Raw genomic sequence first — 16,587 nt, forward strand, 5'->3', positions numbered from 1 at the left:
GCAAGGCTCCAGATCTATGTGTGAGCGCAGAGGTGGCCGCACGCCAAGTCATCACAAGACGTCCAAAGCCCGCCGCAGATCGGCGATCAGGTCATCGGCGTCTTCGAGCCCCACCGAGAGACGCATGAGGTCCTCGCCGACTCCGTCGGCCAAATGGGCATCCTTGCGGATCGGCTGCCGAGCACGTGTGAGGCTTGCTGGATGATAGATGAGGCTGTCGGTATCGCCGAGGCTGACAGCCCGGGTGATCAGGTTGAGCCGGTCCATCATCCGGCGCGCGCCTTCGTATCCAGCGCGAAGGCCAAAGGCCAACATGCCCGACCCGTTGGACATCTGCTTTCGCGCCGTCACCTGATCAGGGTGCGAGTCGAGGAAGGGATAACTCACCCATGCCACCGCCGGGTGCGCCTCGAGCGCCCGAGCCACCGCAAGGGCCGTGCCGCTGTGCCGTTCCATGCGCAGCGTGAGCGTCTTCAGACCGCGCAGGATCAGGAAGGCTGACATGGGCGAGAGCGCTGCGCCGGTGATGTAGCGCAGGCCCGTTTCGTGCAGCGTGCGGAGCGTTGGCGCGTCGCCCAGAAGCGCGCCCCCAAGGGCATCGCCGTGCCCATTGATGTACTTGGTCAGCGAGTGGAGCACGAGGTCTGCCCCATGTTCGAGCGGCCGCTGGAGCGCGGGGGAAGCGAAGGTGCTGTCGACTGCAATCTTTACACCGCGCGCGTGGGCGCGCTCGGCAATGGCAGCGATGTCGAGGATGCGGCTCAGCGGATTCACCGGCGTCTCGAAGAAAACCAGCCGGGTCCGCTCGGTAATCGCGGCGTCGAGATTGTGAGGATCGGACAGGTCGACCGCGATGACCTTGATGCCGAAGCGGGGGACCGCCTGTTCGACCATGGCAAGCGTGTTCGCATAAAGCGTCTTGTGGACGATGAGTTCATCGCCTTGGGACAGGAGCGACAGGATCAGCGTGCCGAAAGCCGCCATCCCCGAGGCAACGACCAGACCTGCCTCGGCTCCTTCCAGATTGGCAAGCCGTTGTTCGAGGATCTCCGTCGTCGGATTGTATTCGCGCGCATAGAGCCTTCCGCCAAGCGCGGCGGCGGCCTCGTTCGCTGCCACGCTTTCGAATCCATAGGTCGAGGTCAAGAAGACTGGCGGCTGAACGGCATTGGAAAAGCCGGCGGGATCGTAGCCATGATGGATCGCCCGAGTGGCGAATCCGGGACCGGTGTCGTTGAGCGACCGCGTGAGAGCATCGGTTTCGGATTGATAGGAACGGGTCATTCGGCCTCTCGATCTTTCTTGGTCCCCGAAAGATTGACGGCAAACTGGCCAATGTGAAATATCCAGTTGGCGATGAATGAAATGGTCCAGTCTTCAAGTGCCGGTTCTGCAGGTCGCACGCACGCGATGGGTGCACGCCAGATCTACGAGGCTCTTCGCGAGCAGATCCTCGGCGGTGTCTACGAAACCGGCAGTCAGCTGCCGTCCTCCCGAGGCCTGGCAAATGACCTTGGGGTTTCGCGAACGACGGTGACGGTCGCCTATGAGCAACTGACGGCGGAAGGTTTCATCGAAGCCCGTCAAGGCGCGCGACCTCGCGTTGCATCTTCGTTGATCGGCCCTGAGACACGCCGCATGTCCGCGAAACGGGTCGGCCCGGTTCTTCTGTCGGCCTATGGGCGACGACTGCGCGCTACACCGCCCTGGCCAGATTATCTGCCGAATGCGCTAAAGGTCGATTTCCGCTATGGCGACCTGGCTCCGTCGGATTTCCCTGCATTGATCTGGAAACGCGCGATGAACGAGGCGATGGCGCAGCGCCCGTTGCGTCTTGCCTATGACGACCCTCGCGGCTCGCGCCGGCTGCGTCAGGCGCTCCAGGGCTATCTCTGGCGCGCCCGAACCCTGAGCTGCGACCTCGAGCAGATCATCATCGTCAACGGTTCGCAGCAGGGCCTCGATCTGTGCGCTCGCCTGCTTGTCGATCCCGCCGACCGCTTCGTCATCGAGGACCCGTGCTATAGGATGGCACGTCAGGTCTTTGCCAGTACGGGTGCCTCGCCCGTCCCGGTCCCCGTCGACGAGGGCGGGATGAAGACGGAGTTGCTGGCGGGGATCGGGGCAAAACTGGCCTATGTCACGCCATCGCATCAGTTTCCGCTGGGCGGCGTCATGCCGATCGCACGCCGCCATCAGCTTCTGGAATGGGCGCGGCACAACGACGCCTATGTGATCGAGGACGACTACGACAGCGAATATCGCTACGACATCAATCCGGTTCCACCGCTGCACAGCCTCGAGGACCACGGGGCTGTCATCTATCTCGGCACAATCTCCAAGACGCTCTCGCCAATGCGGCGCATAGGCTACCTCGTCGTCCCGCCCGAATTGCAGGAGGTCTTCGCAACCGCCAAACAATTCGCGGACCGGCATTCGCCGGTCGCTGAACAGGAAGCGCTTGCATCTTTGATCGAGAGCGGCGGCTACGAAAGCCATGTGCGCCGCGTGCGCAGGCTGAACGGCGAGCGTCGGGAAACGTTGTTGGGTGCCTTGCGGCACAGCTTCGGCGATCGCATCGCTGTCCAGGGAGCAGATGCCGGTCTGCACGCCGCCGTTTGGTTCAACGACCTGCCACGATCGCAGGAAACGGCACTGGTCGAAGCCGCCCGACGTGCGGGCCTGGGGCTACACCTGATCTCGCCCCTTTACGAGCGGCAGTCGGACGAAGGCCACATCGATCGCGTGGGGCTTGTCATGGGCTATGCCGCTTTGAGCATTCGGCAGATCGAGAAGGGCGTTGAGGTCCTGCGAGCGGTTGTCAAGCAGCTGCAAGACGCGTTGCCGGGACACGGTGGCTAAAAAGGCGGGGACGTGGCGTGCTGGCGAGGAAACCGACCCTTCGGCTGAACCGCATCTCGTGCAAAGCCAACTGGACTGGGAAAACGCCATGCAACTGGTGCTGTTGATCAGGCCAGTTTGGCGGCAGATTTTCGTGCGAGACGAATTTCCGAGAGCGATGCATGACCCGGCAAGGAAAGCTGCTTCACATCCATATCGCGCCCGCTGCCTCCTATGAAATGGAGGATCTGGCGGAGGCGTAGTGGCCGAGGCGGGCTCGAGCACCCGCAAGACATATCGACGATCTCTACCAGGCCTTGTCCACGGCCGAATGATGGAATTATCCAACGCATGGTGCGGCATGCACCATGCCGATGCAAGAAGATCTGGACGCTCGACAAGCACCTTTCTTCAAACATTTCCCGAACGACCCGCAGCGCAAAGCCTCCCCATGAGAAAAGAGCATCCCATGTCTTTCACGCCATTGATTGCCCCCGAGATCAAGGCCCGCTACCCGGATTTTCATCTGATCAGCATTGTGGTGCGGAACGCTGAAATCGATGTGCCGGATGCACAGGCGTTGAACGACACGATTGCGGCGGCGGAACAGGCGGCGCTTCGCGATGACGCCCAAGGGACGCGCATCTTGCGGCGTGGGCCGTTGCCTGCGAGGCTTTCGGCACAAAGCCCAATCGAACGCCGTGCTCGGCCGCCGCGCTTCTCAAGCGGGTGCGGAAACATGGCTCTCTCCCGCGGATATCCCCACTGGTTGATGCCTACAATGCCGTCAGCGTGTTGTATGGCGTTCCGATTGGCGGGGAGGATCTCGATCTCTACCAAGGGGTCCCGAGACTTTTAATTGCGAAGGGAGCGGAGCCATTCGACACGATCCAGCAAGGTGAAATGGTAACCGAGCATCCTGAACCGGGCGAAGTCATCTGGTGCGATGATGCCGGTGTCACGTGCCGCCGCTGGAACTGGCGGCAGGGGCGGCGCACCATGGTCACGGTCGATACCCGCGCCATGTGGCTCGTGCTGGAAGCCCTCGGCCCAATGTCAGCTAAACAGATGACGGCCACCGGAGAGCATCTGATGGGACTTATCCAAGCGTTGTGCCCGGGTGCGCGAATCGAAACCGCGCGGATCAACGAGTCCACTACATCTCGTGTTCCTTAGGGCATGGCCCCACCTTTCGGAAAAACACCCCACTCAGCCCTGTCCGGATCTGGCGCTCCTTGCTCGCTCCGCTGGCCTACACAGTTGATTGCGAACGACCCAGAACGGCTCTCGAAAACGAGCGTCGAACGAAATCAACCGTTTGTTCTCCCTTAGCGTTGTTTGGCGTACTTTTATCGCGATGCCCTCCAGTGTTGGATGGTCCAAATTACGCAAGCTCGGTCGAGTGATCGCGGAGAAGGTTAATGTCGACTACATCGAAATTCATGGAGCGGTTCGGACAACGGGTGCGAACCCGGGACGTCGTGCCGGTGCCGTCAGGCTCTCCCGTCCGACTGAGCCTCGGTTTTCTTCACGGCGCGAATACTCCTGAGGCCGCCCGCATTCTCGTAAAGAGACAGCTGCCGCTCAGGACGGCCCACGCGATACTCACGGAGATGGTCGATCACGGCAAGGCGTTCGTGACGGTTCCTTGCGTCGACGACCTGTTGGCACTGAAGAATGAACTGTCGTCCGCAGGGGTGATCGCGAAGGTTCATGCCCCGCGGCCGATAAGTGTTCGCGAAGTCCGAGATCGCACGTAGCTCTCTCAGGAGGCATTCTCCGTAAGGTATGGTCTCGATCTGGCAACGCTTCGAAACTGGGAGCAAGGTCGCTCGAAACCGGATATAGCGGCGAATACTCTCCTTTGGACCATCGCCCGGAATCCGGAAGCAGTCGAAGAATCGCTGGACATGGAGGACGGAGTGGCTGCCCCATCGCCCTAGGGGGGGGCCGGTCACTCGGGCGCGCGGCTATTCGGCCGCCAGCGCGATGGCCGGCCGCCGCGCGGTATCGACAGCGCGCGAGCCTCATGCGTCAGACGCCTTCCTTGGCATGTCGCACGGCAGATCCCAAACATGATTCCATCGCAACGAGCTGGTGACGGAAGCAGTGTCTGCACTTTGGAAACGAGCCATTTGCGTTCTCATGGAGGTCGCGATCGTCTCGTCCCAGTAAAAGTCGCAATCATTGCCAATTGCGATCTTCCGCAGTCAGCTGGCCGTTTATTTTCCTAAGATCTGCGTTACAGGCCGGGGCGTTGTCGCCGTTTCGGCGGGTAAAATGGGATAGGCGAGCTCGGGTGCCTTTCCGGTCAGCGAGTTGAGGAAGGCAACAAGCAGGTCGACTTCTTCGTCCGCCAGTACCACGCCAAGCTGGGTGGTTCCCATGATGGCAACGGCCTGTTTCAGATCCCAAACCTTGCCCGAATGAAAGTATGGCGCGGTGAGTGCAACGTTGCGCAGCGGCGCCACGCGGAAAACATAGGAATCGTCGGCAGTATTGGTGACCGCAAATCGGCCCTTGTCTTTTTCCGGCAGGACCTCGGCGCTAGGCTGTTCCACGAGGCCGAATGGGTAATAGGCTTCCCCACCAACGTTGATACCGCCATGGCAGGACGAGCAGCCTTTGTCCATGAAAAGCGCCAGGCCCTGTTTCTGTTCGGAAGTCATGGCGGCGTCATCGCCATTCAGGAAGCTGTCGAAGGGGGCCGGCGTGACCAGTGTCGCCTCGAAGGCTTCGATTGCCTTGGCGAGGTTGTCGAAGGTGACCCGATCGACTTCAGCCGGAAAAGCTGCATCGAACCAATCGACATATTGCGGCATCGACTTGAGGGTGGCGATGACTTGACCCGGTGTATTGGCCATTTCGACGCCGGCTTGGACCGGTCCCTTCGCCTGAGCCTTCAGGTCTTCGGCACGACCGTCCCAGAACTGGGCGATGTTGAAGACAGCGTTCAGTACAGTCGGCGCGTTGCGCGGTCCCTTCTGCCAACCATGGCCGATCGAGGTTTCGTGATTGTCGTCGCCGCCGGTGGCCAGGTTGTGGCACGAGTTGCACGACAAGACGCCTGACGCAGAGACGCGTGGATCGAAGAACAGTGCCTTGCCGAGAGCGATCTTTTCCGGGGTGATCGGGTTGTTGGCGACTGCCGGCGTGGTGGGTGGCAAAGCCTTGAAAGTGGCCATTGCCGTTTCTCTGAGGTCTGCGGGGATCGAATCCGCAGCAAAGGCGGTGGCTGTCAGCAAGGGGACAGCCATCGTACTGAATAGGATTTTCACAAATGATCTCGCTGCGTCATGCACGCAGCCACTCTGGGATATGCGGCTCATGAACGCCCTGCGCTAGATCAGTTGCGGACCGGGTGGTCTGACACCTGTTTTTGCGGCAGAGCTTGGACCGTCCCGGAATTGAACGCTCTTCTCGATTGGATTTTGGGAGGCGGAGGATCGCTGCTCGGCAAGCGGCAGCGCCGGAGCCGTGCTTCGGTTCTCTCTGCGCCTTCAACTATGAAGAAATCGGGGCCGCCGCTGTCTCAGATTTCGGTTCGGGGCCGGTGATCTGTTCCGCTGCAGGTCCTGCTCGACTTCCGCCTGCCTTCGCCAGATCCACGTGGGCCCAAATCGATCCGCGATAGTGTCTTGTAGCACCTTTGCGGGACAATTTTATTTCGACTGTAGAGGACCGTTTCGGGTGAGCGAAATTAAACGAATTTCAAAGGGCGCCCGAGTAGCTGTTTTGATTGGCTTGTGAGGCTTATAGCCTCCATCGAGCGAATATTGGCAGACGACGGAGCACAATTTTTGCCTCGTTTGTCAGCCTTCAATGGGACAACTTCTTTGCGATAATAACAGGGCAAATTTACCGTCATGAATTTGATAGAACCAAGTCCCACGCAGTGATTTTCACACCGGAAGCGTTGCAGTCCTGTCGCGAGAAGCTGATTTACAAATACAACAAGATGATTAACATCGCCATAGCGCGCAAAATATTGTTTGTTTATACTACGCTCTAGATGCCGGCGAAATCTGGATACAATTACCTCGTCGGCGTACCCGCTCCAGCCTCACACTCGACTGCGACGCCTATACTTGCGCTTTTCCACTGTCCGACATGCAGGCAGCGAGCCATTGCATCGCGGAGGTTGCATCTTCCAATATGACGACCTGTTTCGCAAAGCGGAAAAAAGTCTTGCGCGCTGCGCTCGCAGGTTTTCGTCCGTTGTATGCATCAAAGCACGCCCTGAGGGCGGCTTCGTAGATCCGGTCTCGGCGATCTTCTGGCCATTCGTTGAGAAAATCGATAGCATCCGCAGGACTGGCAATCTCTTTCACGATGTGCGCTGCACGCCTTACGAAAAGTGGGCTGCTGAAAGTCCCTGAGCTCATTCGTTCCTCCCGACCTGCTGAACCGCTAGTTTGCGTGAACAGGCGCCTCCTCTACACCCGCCCACCATTGCGGAATGTGTTGTCACAGCGATAGCGGTTCAATAGCAAAGCAGCGGCGTGATGTCCTCGGTTTACCAGCGGGCCAGTCCCTAACATCCTGCTGCGAGAGCGGCTCACGGAGGAATCTACATCGTTTCGACCATTGCGAATCAACGCTTGATACTTCCTCCACGCGCCACCAGGAAGCGGCCACTGCTCTGCCACCGATTTCACAGCCAAAGAGAGGATGGCGAAACAGAAATAGCCCGCTTCGTTTCGAGATTACTGGTCATTTCGGCGCAAAGCTTACGGCCGAGACGCGCCTGAAAATACGCAAGCACCGCGGCAGGTCGCCAACTACGGACGGATCAACGGTCACGACGGCGGGATACCGCGCCATAGATCTCGCTGGACGAGCATCGCAATAATCCTGGCGAGACCTTTGTTGCTTTAAGCGGCGACCGCCACTATGAAGCGACGCTTCGCCGACTGTGTTTCACGCCGCCTGGAGAGTTTCATGACAGAAGAAGCCGCAAAAAACNAGCGGCGACCGCCACTATGAAGCGACGCTTCGCCGACTGTGTTTCACGCCGCCTGGAGAGTTTCATGACAGAAGAAGCCGAAAAAAACATCGACACCCTCATCGAGCTCACGGCCGATGTCGTCTCAGCCTATGTCTCCAACAATCCGATCCCGGTGGGGGATCTCCCTGCCCTCATCGGCCAAGTGCACGCGGCTCTGAAACGGACGGCCGGAGGTGTTTCTGCAGAAGAGCCGGTTGCCCTTACGCCTGCAGTCCCGATCAGGAAGTCGGTGACACCGGACTACATCATCTCCCTTGAGGACGGGAAGAAATTCAAATCGCTAAAGCGCCATCTGTCGACCCACTATGGGCTGACGCCGGATGGATATCGGGCCAAATGGGGCCTGCCGGCGGATTATCCCATGGTCGCGCCGAACTACGCCGCGGCGCGCTCGTCATTGGCCAAGACGATGGGGCTCGGCCGCAAACCGAAAGCGCCGGAAGCGCCGGAGCCGGGGCCGACGAAGCGAACCCGCAAGAAGGTCGCGGCTTGATTTCGGCAATCGAGATTCGTTCTGGAGCGTTGCAGCAATCGGCTTAATCTGCGCGTCATATAAAAAGGCGGGGCCAACCCCGCCTTCCTTTCAAACAGCCTTGTTTCTTGAGGAATTCAATTCGCCACGCCTTGCAGCGATCTGCTACCCCGGCCTTGCAGTTGAGCCACGTTCTTGCTCGCTCTTGTCGAGCGGCCGTGAGTCCCTCGTGACGTACCGCGCCCACTCTTGCCAGGACGCAAGAGTAAATTCAGCCAACTTTGCTGAGACTGCCAGCGGAGGATTTGCCAGTGCGGCGGTCCTGTTCAATCTCATACTTGATCTTCTGGCCGTCAGCGAGGGTCGAGAGGCCCGCGCGTTCGACAGCGGAAATGTGGACGAAAACATCCTGACCGCCATCGTCGGGTTGGATAAATCCAAACCCCTTGGTGCTGTTGAACCACTTCACTGTTCCGGTCGCCATATGCGTGTTCCTTTGTAACAATTGCAACGTGGGCAGGCCATTTGGCCAGTCCGATTCATAGCCGAGACTTACGGGCAGCAATACGAAAAAATTTCAAGGCCGCTTGATTGGTCGGCGACAACTTGCGCACTCCATTGTGGCCGTGGTCGCCAGCAAACACTGTCCTTACACTACCGCTCGAGCATGGCCGGAAGCGCCCGACCCTTCCAACGCTCCTCAGCGCCACGTCTATGGCTGGTGCTCGGAGGCACGGGACGTACGGCCGACCGCTGCTCGTGCCGCCAGGTCAAGGGCGGGTGGTTCACGGAGCTACCTTCGTGCATAACGCTTGGCAAGCGCTTGAAGGAGTCTCGAACTGGATTGTTTCAAGGGGGTCGAGGGGTTGATCGATGCCACCAGCGTGGAAGCGGTCGATAACGCGCGCGTTATGCTGGACCAGTTCAAGGGCAGGTCAGAAACAATCGCCCAAGCGATCGACGACTTCCTACTTGATTTCATGACCTTGCTGTTTGTGGTAGAAGCGACCCGCGAGCGGTTCCACAATCCGGCGAGGCGGTTGGCGCGCAGGATCAGGCTGTTACTCACCCGATGCCCTTGACCTAAGGGACCACGCCGCCAGGGATGCGTTTGCAGCCGCAAAGAAGGCAAAATCTGTTCCCCGGCAAACCGAGCACAGCCAGGCGGTATTTACGCAGATGAATTTGATCGCGACCGCCAAATTCTCCTGTTTGGTACCCAGCGACGACGGCAAGCGCGGACAGCTTCCGTGCTGCTGTCCTCCAGCGACAAACGTGCCTGCATGCCCCATCCAGGGCGAGCTCGACGGTTGTTTCTTACGTTTGACCAAGGTCCCGCGCAAACACTCCCCTTTCCCGCAGCAACTCATCAGGCTCAACGGCCTCGCGGCAGGCGCATTACGCCAGAAGCGCGCAACCGCATTGTTTTTTCCCGCCCGAGTCCTACGATCTTCGTTTTCCAGCGCCTCGCGGATATCGCCCAACTCGCCGATTTTTGGATCAGATCCGTCCTAGCGCGCGAGCAGGCTCCGCGCTCGAGTTCGCTACGCTCCTCGCGCCTCTGCCGTTCATCGACCCGGTCTGGCTGTCGAGGACAGGGTTCCGCTGGGGCGACCAACATCTCCATTCTCACCGTCAGTGCAGCGGCCATTCGAAGCGCATCCTATACCCTCCCCGGCAGCGCGCCCAATCGTCTTCCGAACGAAGAAGATATTCTCAGCCGCGCGCGCGTCGCGTTCGGCCCTGTCCGATGTCCGACAATGTCGGATGCGCAACATGGCAGAGCCCGATTTGTCCACTGCCTCGAACGGTTTTCTGATCTGGCACGGTGCATGCTTGGTCATCGGCAAGGCGTCGCGGACCAAGGAGAATCCGTCCCATGATCACCTCACCAAGAAATACCGCCGCAGGTCTCCTGGGTCCATCCAAAGATGAGGCTCGAGTAAGGCCTGGTCCCATGAAGAGCTTATTCATCTGGCTCGGCGCTGCCCGCCGATCCTCCCACGCGGGGAGACGGGGACGCAGCGCCTTCATCAAAATGAAGAACAAATCACTTTGCCTCGAACCTTGCCTTTCGACCAGCCACCACAACCGCAGCCATCGATCGTCCCCCTGGCTGCGCAGGGCGTTCATTGCCACCGCGCTGGCCCTGGTGACGACCGCTCCGGCTCTGGCCGCCACCGACGGCGGCAAGGTGACGGATTTCCTGCTCGACAACGGCATGGAAGTGGTCGTCATCCCCGATCACCGCGCGCCGATCGTCACTCATATGGTCTGGTACAAGATCGGCAGCGCCGACGAGCCACCCGGCAAATCCGGCCTTGCCCATTTCCTCAAGCATCTGATGTTCAAGGCGACGACCAACCACGCCGCCGGCGAGTTCGACCGAGCCGTCTCAGCCATCGGCGGCTACAATAACGCCTTCACCGCCTATGACTACACCACCTTCCTCGAGACGGTGGCGCCCTCGGCGTTGGGTGAGATGATGGGCTTCGAGGCCGATCGCATGTTCAACCTCATCCTCAACGACGATGAAATCAAGACCGAGCGCGACGTGATCCTGGAGGAGCGCCGTTGGCACAGAGAGACGAACCCGCATGCTCTGCTGGACGAGGAGGTCAACGCGACGTTGCGGCAGAACCAGCCCTACCGCATTCCGGTCATCGGCTGGATGCAGGAGATGGAGAAGCTGAACGGCACCGACGCATTCACCATCTACAACAAATACTACCGACCGAACAACGCCGTGCTGGTGGTGGCCGGCGACGTAGAGCCTGAGACGGTGAAGGCGCTGGCCGAGAAGACCTATGGCAAGGTTGTGCGCGGGCCGGACCTGCCCCCGCGCAACCGTCCGGTCGAGCCGGAGCAGAACACCAAGCGCACAGTGACGCTGACCGATGCGCGCGTTTCGGTGCCGAGCTTTTCCACTCAATGGGTGGTGCCGTCCTATCATACCGCAGAGCCCGGCGAGGCCGAGGCGCTCGACCTGCTGGCCGAGATCCTCGGCGGCGGTAACCGCAGCCGGCTCTATCAGGAGCTTGTCGTCAAGCAAGGCATAGCCTCGGCGGCCGGCGCCTCCTTCCAGGGCACCATGCTAGACGACACCAATTTCACGATCTCCGGCTCGCCGCGCGGCGATGCAAAGCTCGTCGATCTCGAAGCGGCAGCCGTTGCCGAAGTCGCCCGGATCGCCAAGGATGGCGTCACCAGCGACGAGCTGGACAAGGCCAAAGACCGCTATATCGGCTCGGTGATTTTTGCGCACGACGAGCTGGACCACATCGCCAACATTTATGGCAAGACGCTCACCACCGGTGGCAATGTGAAGGACGTGCTCGAGAGGCCGGACCGCGTCCGCAAGGTGACCACCGACGAGGTCAAGGCGGTCGCCGCGCGTTATCTGGTGCTCGAGCATTCGACGACAGGCTATCTTTTGCCGCAGCAACAGGCGGGGAATTGATCATGAGCTCCATCCCCGTGCAAATGCGCCGGCCGGTCTTCCTTCGGCGCGCCTTCGCCACCCTGTTCCTCTCCATCCTCTTTCTCATCTTGCGGGCGCTCGCCGGGCAAACGGGATCTGTTTAAAGCCGCGAGGAGCGGTGTTCGCGGGCCTTGCCAGGCATTTGCCGGTTCCGGCGTCATTATTGGGGTGCGCTCCTCCTCAGGCCAGCCTCTCTTCGAGTGGATAGAGTCGCCGATTCGTGGTCCGCAGATTGTAGGCCGAGGCCACCAGCATCCACTGCGCGGGGCTGGCGAAGCCGATGTCCGTTGTTCAATCGTTCGACTAGTAGAACCGCGAGACATCTTCTAGCGTATTTCTCCCTTTCCAGTTGGGTACCGTGGTCTACCAGCTGTCTGGCCGAGGCCCTATAAGGAACCCGGACGTCGCGGAGTACACACCGCACCTGCTATATATACCTGCTGCGTTGAGGAGGAATCCGGTATTGCCCCTGTGCCTGCCGATGATCCGTCACCTGACATCCCCCGACCTGTTTGGACCCATTGATCGCCTGCCGGCACTTGGCACGCGGATCAGCGAGCGGACATTCGAGGTCCTCAACCCGTCGACTGGCGAAGTGCTGGCAGAACTACCCGACATGGGTGTCGAGGAGACATGCGCTGTGATCGACAAGGCCTATGTCGCGCAGCCTGGATGGGCAGGGTTGACCGCACGTGAGCGCAGCGACGTTCTATGGCGATGGCATCAGTTGATCATCGACCACGCCGACGATCTCGCCGCGATTCTCACCGCGGAGATGGGCAAGCCGCTTGCCGAAGCCAAGTCGGAGATATCGCATGCTGCGGCGTATCTGCAATGGTACGCCGAGGAGGCCAATCGCGTCTATGGCGAGACGATCTCCGCACCATCGATGGACCGCCGAATGCTGGTAATCAAGCAGCCCATCGGAGTTGTTGGCACGATAACGCCATGGAATTTCCCGGCCTCGATGGTGGCGCGCAAAATCTCGCCAGCCTTGGCGGCGGGCTGCACGATCGTCCTCAAGCCCGCTGAACAGACGCCGCTGGTGGCGGGAGCAATGTTCGCCCTCGCCCATCAGGCTGGCTTTCCTGAAGGCGTCGTCAACCTGATCTATGCGTCCGAAGGTGACGCGGTCGGCCGCGAACTTTGTACCAATCCCAAGGTCCGCAAGATCAGCTTCACCGGGTCGACTGAGATCGGGCGCCTTCTCATGCGCCAGTGCTCGGACCAGATCAAAAAAGTCAGCCTTGAGCTCGGCGGCAATGCACCTTTCATCGTCTTCGATGATGCCGATATCGATGCCGCGGTTGACGGTGCGATCCAGGCGAAGTTCCGCAATGCCGGCCAGACCTGCGTTTCGGCGAACCGCCTTTATGTCCAGTCGGGCGTTCACGACGAGTTCGTCGAGAAATTCGTGCAACGGGCTCGCCAACTTCAAGTTGGTGACGGTTTCGCTCCCGGAGTGGACATCGGACCGCTCATCGACAAGCACGCTTTGGCCAAGATCGAATCCCATATTGCCGATGCCGTCGCCAAAGGCGGCGCAATTCGATGCGGGGGCAAACGCATCGGCACGAATGGCACGTTTTTCCAACCGACAGTCCTGACCGGTGTCTCCAGCGAGATGACCGTCGCGCAAGAAGAGACATTCGGGCCGCTGGCACCGATTATTCGCTTCAAAGATGCGGATCAGGTCGTGCGTGAGGCCAACGACACGATCTACGGCCTCGCGGCCTACTTTTATGCCTCCAACCTGAAGCGTGTCTGGCGTGTGGCCGAGGCCTTGGAATATGGAATGGTCGGGGTAAATACCGGCCGGATGTCTTCAGAAGCGGCGCCGTTCGGTGGGATAAAACAGTCCGGCATCGGGCGGGAGGGATCCCGCCATGGCCTCGAGGACTACCTTGAAATGAAATATCTCTGCATGGGCGGCATCTGAATTTTCGGCTTGCAGGGTTCACAGACCGGTAACCTAGCGAGCGATCTCCAAACATGTGTATTGTAGGATCGCTCCTCGATTGGGAACTGAGGGGCGGCTCCGTCCCGAGCAAACACGCAATCCTGAAGGAGCACCCTGGCTGGACTTATCTCTCGACGAGACAAGCGTCTGCATTGTCGGCGAAGACGGCGTGCATGTGACGGAGGATACGCTTGCGAAGGATTTGGCGGCCCTCGCCGACTATCTTCAGGCGACGGGCTGTCATTGCGCGGGTCTGGTTGGAAGCTTGTGCACCATCGCGATCGCGAACGCTGGTTGTGCGCAATATCCGGTTTGTGGGGCAGAATTTTGAACCTGCTACCTTCCGATCGTCAGTAGCTCAGTTGTTCTTCGGCCGACTGCCGCGCCAGTACAGGCTCGGACAGAATCGAAGATACCATCAGGCAGGCATTCGCATTCGACATTTCCGGTGATCGGCGCACGATCCAGGGCGCGCCCGGTTGACCAAGCGCCTCGAACCGCATGACAGTCTTGACCGGCTGGAGGACGGAAATCCCGCGATGCCGAAGAGGTTGGTCAGCGCAGTCGAGCCCACACGGCATTTGCGGCACGAAACAGCAAGGGCTGGGAAGCGATCGGCCGAGCGGTCCTCGAAGGCGCGAGCCAGGGTGTCGACATGCGTTGGTTCAGGTCCGCCAATCTGGTCTCTACCCTCTGATAGCGGCTTCGGTCGCCAGTGACAGCGAGTAAAGATATTTGGCATCATCGGCTTTGATTGCCGCGCAGATCTGGTCGAGATTGGGATAGCTCACTGGTGCACCTTTGGGCTCATAGTGCTTCCTCCTCATGGAGATGAGGATTGCCGGATTTGGCGTAGAACACCAACACCGGTCCGAGATCAAAGCGCGTCTCGGGCGCAAGGCGCTGGACGGACCGGGGCCATGTTTCGGTTGAGACGCCATCGATGCCTCGCGCCAGCGTTCTGGCGAATCGGGGCAGCAGCGGAGCGAGTGTCGGTGCCAGGATCGCAGCGGCCGTCGTCTGAAGGGCTAGCGAAGTCCGATTGCGGGCGGGATAGAAACGTCGCGCCGCCGCATAGTCTTGCGCCCGACGGTAGATCACGCAATCGCGCACGAAATCGCAGACCTGAGCGGCCGCGCGCCGGACCGAGAAGCCTTCGTCCGAATAGGCGCGCTCCATCGCCGCGCGATAGATCTCTATCCGAGCAAAGAAGGCGCGGTCGACCGGGCTCCAGTCGCCTGCATCGGGTACACGGCCGCCAAAATCCTGCTTGATTTCCTGGTTCAACGCATCAAGCCAGTTCAGCCAAATCCCTTGGAACACCTCGTTCTCGGTGCGGCGCAGCGCGTCCAGCGTGAAATCCGTCCGCTCACCTTCCGGGCGTGTCAGGCCCAAATGGAGGCGCACGACGTCGACTGTCTTTGGGCTCAGAACCTCCTTGCCCCAGACCGCATGGCGGCAGCTGGTTGAGAACTTCTTGCCGTCGAGCAGGTAGAACTCGTTGACGTGATAGCGGATGCGTGGCGTCCAGTGGGAGAAGACCTCGGCGTAAAGAGCGGGGTAGAGTAGCGCGTGGTAGAACGAATTGTCGAAGCCGAAGAAATGGACAATCTGCCAGTCGTTGCCGGGCATCTCCGCCTTCCAGTCGCGACCCAGCAAGCGGCCGAGCGCCTGGATGTTGTAAAGAAAACCGAAGGCCATTTCCGGCCAGACCCAGATCACTTGCCCCGGGAACCCTTCGGCCGGCAGGCCCCAGTCCGAGGGGTGGGTAATGGGCACTGAAAAGTTGCCGCGTCGGCGTAGGCGCGCGAAGAGATCCAAGATCCGTAGCGGGACGCCCGACGCCCTTAGATGCCGGTCGATATTGTCGTAGCATCGGTCCAAGGCAAGCTCCGGGCGGCGGACGGAGCCGACCAGCGGCGCCTCGGCAGACTGCCGTGACCGGGCTGCACCCAAGTCGTGGCAAAGGTTTGGGGCGCCGCATTCCTCGCAGATGTTGCCACCGGCGGAGCCGCCGCAATCGGGGCAGAGGCCGCTAACATCCGGTTCGTAAAGATAGTGGCTTGTCACAGCATCGAAAAGCGCAGGGCTCTGGCGCAGATCTACCGCCGTGCTGCTCAGAAGACTGCGGAAACACGCGGCTTGAAACTCGCCGTAACCGTCATTGTCCATTGTGGGTTGGAAGCTGTGGACGTCACAATCGAGAAGCGCAAGCGTGGCGCAAATCTCGTCGGCGTAGTAGCGCGCCACGTTTGCAGGCGTCGATTGATCGGCATCGGCGCGTATCGTGACGTAGCTCTGGTAATCGTCGCTTCCTGTCAGGTGGTAGGCCTCGACCCCTTTCATGCGCAGGAAACGCGTGTAGACATCAGCGCCAAAATAAGGGCCAGAAAGATGCCCCAGATGCAGATCGCCATTAGGCGTCGGTGGCGTGGAGAAGACGAAGATCGGCCCGCGTGGAGCCGTGGTCTTTGCAGCGGCATCAAGGGCGGCCTCGCCGTCTCGCCAGTAGACATCGACGAAATCTAGGTCTTCGTTTCCGTCGTTGCGCAGCACATGCGCTTCAAAAGGGTGGAACAGAACGACATCGCCCGCCTCGACCGGGATTTCCCCAAGGTCGGTCCTGACCTTGCCCGATCCTGACAGGATCACGAAGGCCTCGATTTCGTCGTGCCGATGGGGCTCGGATGTAACGCCCGGTGCCACCCTACCGAACGAAAACCCCGTGCCGGCGCTTCCCGTTCCAAGCGTGGCCATGTCGATACCGAACGCGCGCGACAGCCCGGTTCGAGAAAACTTGTGTTTGCGCATGACGAACCTAAGCT

At 60.1% G+C, this 16,587-nt stretch carries 12 protein-coding genes and 2 pseudogenes; 8 read left to right on the top strand and 6 right to left on the bottom strand.

From position 1 onward, the window contains the following. Window positions 1-51: 51 nt before the first annotated feature. Window positions 52-1,284: an aminotransferase class I/II-fold pyridoxal phosphate-dependent enzyme gene (locus X760_RS65795; protein ID WP_023721427.1), complete on the bottom strand. Its 1,233-nt coding sequence runs from the start codon at window positions 1,282-1,284 to the stop codon at window positions 52-54. A 72-nt stretch (window positions 1,285-1,356) separates the two neighbouring features. On the opposite strand from X760_RS65795, the gene X760_RS65800 reads away from it, so the two are divergent. The 4 genes and pseudogenes from X760_RS65800 to X760_RS65810 all read left to right on the top strand — a co-directional run bounded on the left by X760_RS65800 (window position 1,357) and on the right by X760_RS65810 (window position 4,601). Further along, window positions 1,357-2,862, top strand: a complete 1,506-nt coding sequence (locus X760_RS65800) for a PLP-dependent aminotransferase family protein (RefSeq protein ID WP_031194665.1) — start codon at window positions 1,357-1,359, stop codon at window positions 2,860-2,862. 161 nt (window positions 2,863-3,023) lie between these two features. Further along, window positions 3,024-3,114 (top strand): annotated as a pseudogene (locus X760_RS78175) (MOSC domain-containing protein); the annotation flags it as partial. Between the two features lie 393 nt (window positions 3,115-3,507). Then, a pseudogene (locus X760_RS65805) lies at window positions 3,508-4,017 on the top strand (phenylalanine--tRNA ligase beta subunit-related protein); the annotation flags it as partial. Between the two features lie 245 nt (window positions 4,018-4,262). Continuing rightward, window positions 4,263-4,601 (top strand): hypothetical protein, encoded by a 339-nt coding sequence (locus X760_RS65810; RefSeq protein WP_031194667.1) that lies wholly within the window; start codon window positions 4,263-4,265, stop codon window positions 4,599-4,601. A gap of 462 nt (window positions 4,602-5,063) precedes the next feature. On the opposite strand, the gene X760_RS65815 is transcribed toward X760_RS65810, so the two are convergent. Next, window positions 5,064-6,098: a cytochrome-c peroxidase gene (locus tag X760_RS65815; RefSeq protein ID WP_031194669.1), complete on the bottom strand. Its 1,035-nt coding sequence runs from the start codon at window positions 6,096-6,098 to the stop codon at window positions 5,064-5,066. 825 nt (window positions 6,099-6,923) lie between these two features. Continuing rightward, window positions 6,924-7,226: a DUF982 domain-containing protein gene (locus tag X760_RS65820; protein WP_023721432.1), complete on the bottom strand. Its 303-nt coding sequence runs from the start codon at window positions 7,224-7,226 to the stop codon at window positions 6,924-6,926. A gap of 645 nt (window positions 7,227-7,871) precedes the next feature. Here X760_RS65820 and X760_RS65825 point away from each other — a divergent pair. Then, window positions 7,872-8,342 carry a MucR family transcriptional regulator gene (locus tag X760_RS65825; protein WP_023721433.1) on the top strand — a complete coding sequence of 157 codons (471 nt, stop codon included), beginning with the start codon at window positions 7,872-7,874 and terminating at the stop codon, window positions 8,340-8,342. Between the two features lie 250 nt (window positions 8,343-8,592). Here X760_RS65825 and X760_RS65830 read toward each other — a convergent pair whose 3' ends face one another. Beyond that, window positions 8,593-8,805 (bottom strand): cold-shock protein, encoded by a 213-nt coding sequence (locus tag X760_RS65830; RefSeq protein WP_023721434.1) that lies wholly within the window; start codon window positions 8,803-8,805, stop codon window positions 8,593-8,595. Window positions 8,806-9,187: 382 nt separating this feature from the next. Here X760_RS65830 and X760_RS65835 point away from each other — a divergent pair, with 382 nt between their 5' ends. The 3 genes from X760_RS65835 (at window position 9,188) to X760_RS65845 (ending at window position 13,741) form a co-directional block, all read left to right on the top strand. Continuing rightward, window positions 9,188-9,403, top strand: coding sequence for a hypothetical protein (locus X760_RS65835; RefSeq protein WP_245278688.1), 216 nt, complete (start codon window positions 9,188-9,190; stop codon window positions 9,401-9,403). A 956-nt stretch (window positions 9,404-10,359) separates the two neighbouring features. Beyond that, entirely contained in the window at window positions 10,360-11,781 is a 1,422-nt protein-coding gene (locus X760_RS65840; protein ID WP_023721437.1) for a pitrilysin family protein, read from the top strand. 484 nt (window positions 11,782-12,265) lie between these two features. After that, window positions 12,266-13,741, top strand: coding sequence for an NAD-dependent succinate-semialdehyde dehydrogenase (locus X760_RS65845; RefSeq protein WP_023721439.1), 1,476 nt, complete (start codon window positions 12,266-12,268; stop codon window positions 13,739-13,741). Between the two features lie 371 nt (window positions 13,742-14,112). On the opposite strand, the gene X760_RS77335 is transcribed toward X760_RS65845, so the two are convergent. After that, entirely contained in the window at window positions 14,113-14,265 is a 153-nt protein-coding gene (locus X760_RS77335) for a hypothetical protein (protein WP_023721441.1), read from the bottom strand. Between the two features lie 304 nt (window positions 14,266-14,569). Continuing rightward, window positions 14,570-16,573 (bottom strand): class I tRNA ligase family protein, encoded by a 2,004-nt coding sequence (locus X760_RS65850; protein WP_023721443.1) that lies wholly within the window; start codon window positions 16,571-16,573, stop codon window positions 14,570-14,572. Window positions 16,574-16,587: the final 14 nt, after the last annotated feature.

It is taken from the genome of Mesorhizobium sp. LSHC420B00 (genome assembly GCF_000503055.1).
Lineage (GTDB): Bacteria > Pseudomonadota > Alphaproteobacteria > Rhizobiales > Rhizobiaceae > Mesorhizobium.

Bases quoted from the DNA above. Each gene is read 5' to 3' on its own strand.
- X760_RS65795 (WP_023721427.1), bottom strand. From the start codon at position 1,284: ATGACCCGTTCCTATCAATCCGAAACCGATGCTCTCACGCGGTCGCTC.
- X760_RS65800 (WP_031194665.1), top strand. From the start codon at position 1,357: ATGAATGAAATGGTCCAGTCTTCAAGTGCCGGTTCTGCAGGTCGCACG.
- X760_RS65810 (WP_031194667.1), top strand. From the start codon at position 4,263: ATGTCGACTACATCGAAATTCATGGAGCGGTTCGGACAACGGGTGCGA.
- X760_RS65815 (WP_031194669.1), bottom strand. From the start codon at position 6,098: ATGGCTGTCCCCTTGCTGACAGCCACCGCCTTTGCTGCGGATTCGATC.
- X760_RS65820 (WP_023721432.1), bottom strand. From the start codon at position 7,226: ATGAGCTCAGGGACTTTCAGCAGCCCACTTTTCGTAAGGCGTGCAGCG.
- X760_RS65825 (WP_023721433.1), top strand. From the start codon at position 7,872: ATGACAGAAGAAGCCGAAAAAAACATCGACACCCTCATCGAGCTCACG.
- X760_RS65830 (WP_023721434.1), bottom strand. From the start codon at position 8,805: ATGGCGACCGGAACAGTGAAGTGGTTCAACAGCACCAAGGGGTTTGGA.
- X760_RS65840 (WP_023721437.1), top strand. From the start codon at position 10,360: ATGAAGAACAAATCACTTTGCCTCGAACCTTGCCTTTCGACCAGCCAC.
- X760_RS77335 (WP_023721441.1), bottom strand. From the start codon at position 14,265: ATGCGGTTCGAGGCGCTTGGTCAACCGGGCGCGCCCTGGATCGTGCGC.
- X760_RS65850 (WP_023721443.1), bottom strand. From the start codon at position 16,573: ATGCGCAAACACAAGTTTTCTCGAACCGGGCTGTCGCGCGCGTTCGGT.